Genomic DNA, 2,206 nt, shown 5'->3' with positions numbered 1-2,206 from the left:
ATCCGCGCGCGTGGCAACCGGACACGCCGCCGCGGCGCGCGTCCGGCGCCAGGGACGCCGACTGGGACGCCGACTGGGACGCCGACTGGGACGGCTGAACCAAGCCGCCTCCGACCGGCCTACCGGCGATCGGCTGGATCGAGATGGAGGTCGTCGTACGGCAGGCTGACGTAGATCAGCACGGTCAGCAGCGTGATGAAGAAGCGGAAAGCGTCGGGCACGCCGTTCCATTCCTTCGACATCCACATGCCGAACCATTCGCCGCCGATCGACATGAAGGCGACCTGCCAGGTCAGGAAGCCCAGCGTCAGGCCGGCCACCGCCCAGGTCTTGGCCCGATGGAATTCCCGCGGCGATTGCCGGCGCGCGCGCCATAGGGCAAGGCCGCCGGCCCAGCACAGCAGCGCCGTGGCGGTCTCGAGCGCGATGATGCCGATGTAGCCGGCGTGATGCAGCACCGGCGAACGGATCGCGCGGTACATGATGCCGTTGCCCGGGAAAGTCGTGTCCATCAGGAACACATGCTGGACGAAGGCGAAGTTGGTGCCGTAGTCGGTGATATTGCCGAACGACACCAGCGAGGCGAACAGGGCCATGGCCAATACCGCGGCGATCTTGGAATAACGCACGATCATGTCGAAAGTCTCAGGAGCAAGGACCGCCGGTGCGCCGGTGGGATGGGCGTGCCAACCCGGGCCGGTCGAACGACGTGGCGGTCGGAATGAAGGGAAGAGGCGGGACCCGGAACGGGCGCGAGGGAAATCCGGCTGGAGATCGGGACTGGTGTTACCTGAGACGCGTGGCGGGCCTGGGAAGCCGCGCCGGCCGCGCTGGATCGATCCAACCTTGTGCGGACGGGATTGTACCGGCTGGCGCGCCGCGGCGGAATGGCGTTTAATGCGGTGATCGATCCTGGTCGCCCCGGAGAGCCGCCGATGCAGCTGCACGATTGCTTTTCAAGCCGCTACGAGGAAGCCCGCGCGAAGTTCCGGCTTGCCGCCGAGAACGTTGGCGACGTGCCTACGCCGTTCGCGCATCCGACGCGGCGCGGCGCCGAGGACGAGGAGCTGGCGATGGACGTGGCCTGGATCGGCCCGCGCGATGCGCGCCATCTGATCCTCGTCACCTCGGCGATGCACGGCGCCGAGGGCTTCTGCGGCTCCGGCGCGCAGATCGCGCTGCTGCACGATGCGGCGCTGCTGCAGCAATGCGCGAAGGCCGGCGCGGCGCTGCTGCTGGTCCATGCGGTCAACCCCTACGGCTTCTCGCACATGCGCCGGGTCAACGAGGATAACGTCGACCTGAACCGCAACTTCATGGATTTCACGCGGCCGCTGCCGCAGAACGCCGCCTATGCCGAGGTCGCGCCGCTGCTGCTGCCGGCGCACTGGCCGCCGTCGGAGCAGGACGAGGCCGCGCTGGCCCGCGCGATCGCCGAGCGCGGCATCGGCTGGTATCAGGCCGCCGTCAGCGCGGGCCAGTACGACGATCCGCACGGCATGTTCTATGGCGGCCGCGTGGCGACCTGGAGCAATTACACGCTGCGCCGCATCCTGGCGCGCTACGGCGCGGGACGCACCAGCCTGCGCTGGATCGATATCCATACCGGGCTGGGGCCCTGGGGCTATGGCGAGCCGATCTACATGGGGCCGGACGATGTGTCACGGCTGGAGCGGACCCGCGCGATCTGGGGCCAGCACGTGACCTCGATGTACGACGGCTCGTCGACCTCGGCCAACCTGACCGGGCTGGCCTGGCACGCCGTTCCCGATACGCTGCCCAATATCGACTTTGCCGGCATCGCGCTGGAGTTCGGCACCTTGCCGCTGCCGGACGTATTGCAGGCGCTGCGCGGCGACCATTGGCTGCATCTGCATCCGGACGCCGACAACACGCAGCGCGCGCTGATCCGCCAGGGCATGTGGCGCGCCTTCTATGGCGACGCCGACGATTGGCGCGAAGGGGTGGTCGAGCAATGCACGACCGCGGTGCGGGCGGCGGTAGCGGGGTTGGGGGCGTTGGGGGAGGGCTGAGGAACCACCCCCGCTCCCCAACCCTCTCCCCCTGAGGGGGAGAGGGAGAACAACATCGGGAACGCAGGACGCGGTGGCGACGCCATTGGTTTTCTCCCCCTCTCCCGCTGGCGGAAGAGCGGCGGGGAGAGGGAGAACACGGCCATAGGCCCGCTCACTGCGAAGGGTTTTCT

The 2,206-nt window shown here is 68.4% G+C and carries 2 protein-coding genes; one reads left to right on the top strand and one right to left on the bottom strand.

The window, feature by feature from the left end:
* Positions 1-119: 119 nt before the first annotated feature.
* A complete protein-coding gene (locus B551_RS16725; RefSeq protein ID WP_006578566.1) occupies positions 120-635 on the bottom strand; it encodes a DUF2165 family protein in 516 nt (171 codons plus the stop codon).
* 300 nt (positions 636-935) lie between these two features.
* Between B551_RS16725 and B551_RS16720 the strand changes: the two genes are divergently transcribed.
* Positions 936-2,033 (top strand): M14 family metallopeptidase, encoded by a 1,098-nt coding sequence (locus B551_RS16720; RefSeq protein WP_023264603.1) that lies wholly within the window; start codon positions 936-938, stop codon positions 2,031-2,033.
* Positions 2,034-2,206: the final 173 nt, after the last annotated feature.

Origin of the sequence: Cupriavidus sp. HPC(L) (assembly GCF_000307735.3) — a bacterium.
GTDB lineage: Bacteria > Pseudomonadota > Gammaproteobacteria > Burkholderiales > Burkholderiaceae > Cupriavidus.
This window is presented reverse-complemented; position numbering and strand designations above follow the sequence as displayed.

What these genes read in the sequence shown, in the direction of transcription:
- B551_RS16725 (WP_006578566.1), bottom strand. Translation starts at nt 635, where the DNA reads ATGATCGTGCGTTATTCCAAGATCGCCGCGGTATTGGCCATGGCCCTG.
- B551_RS16720 (WP_023264603.1), top strand. Translation starts at nt 936, where the DNA reads ATGCAGCTGCACGATTGCTTTTCAAGCCGCTACGAGGAAGCCCGCGCG.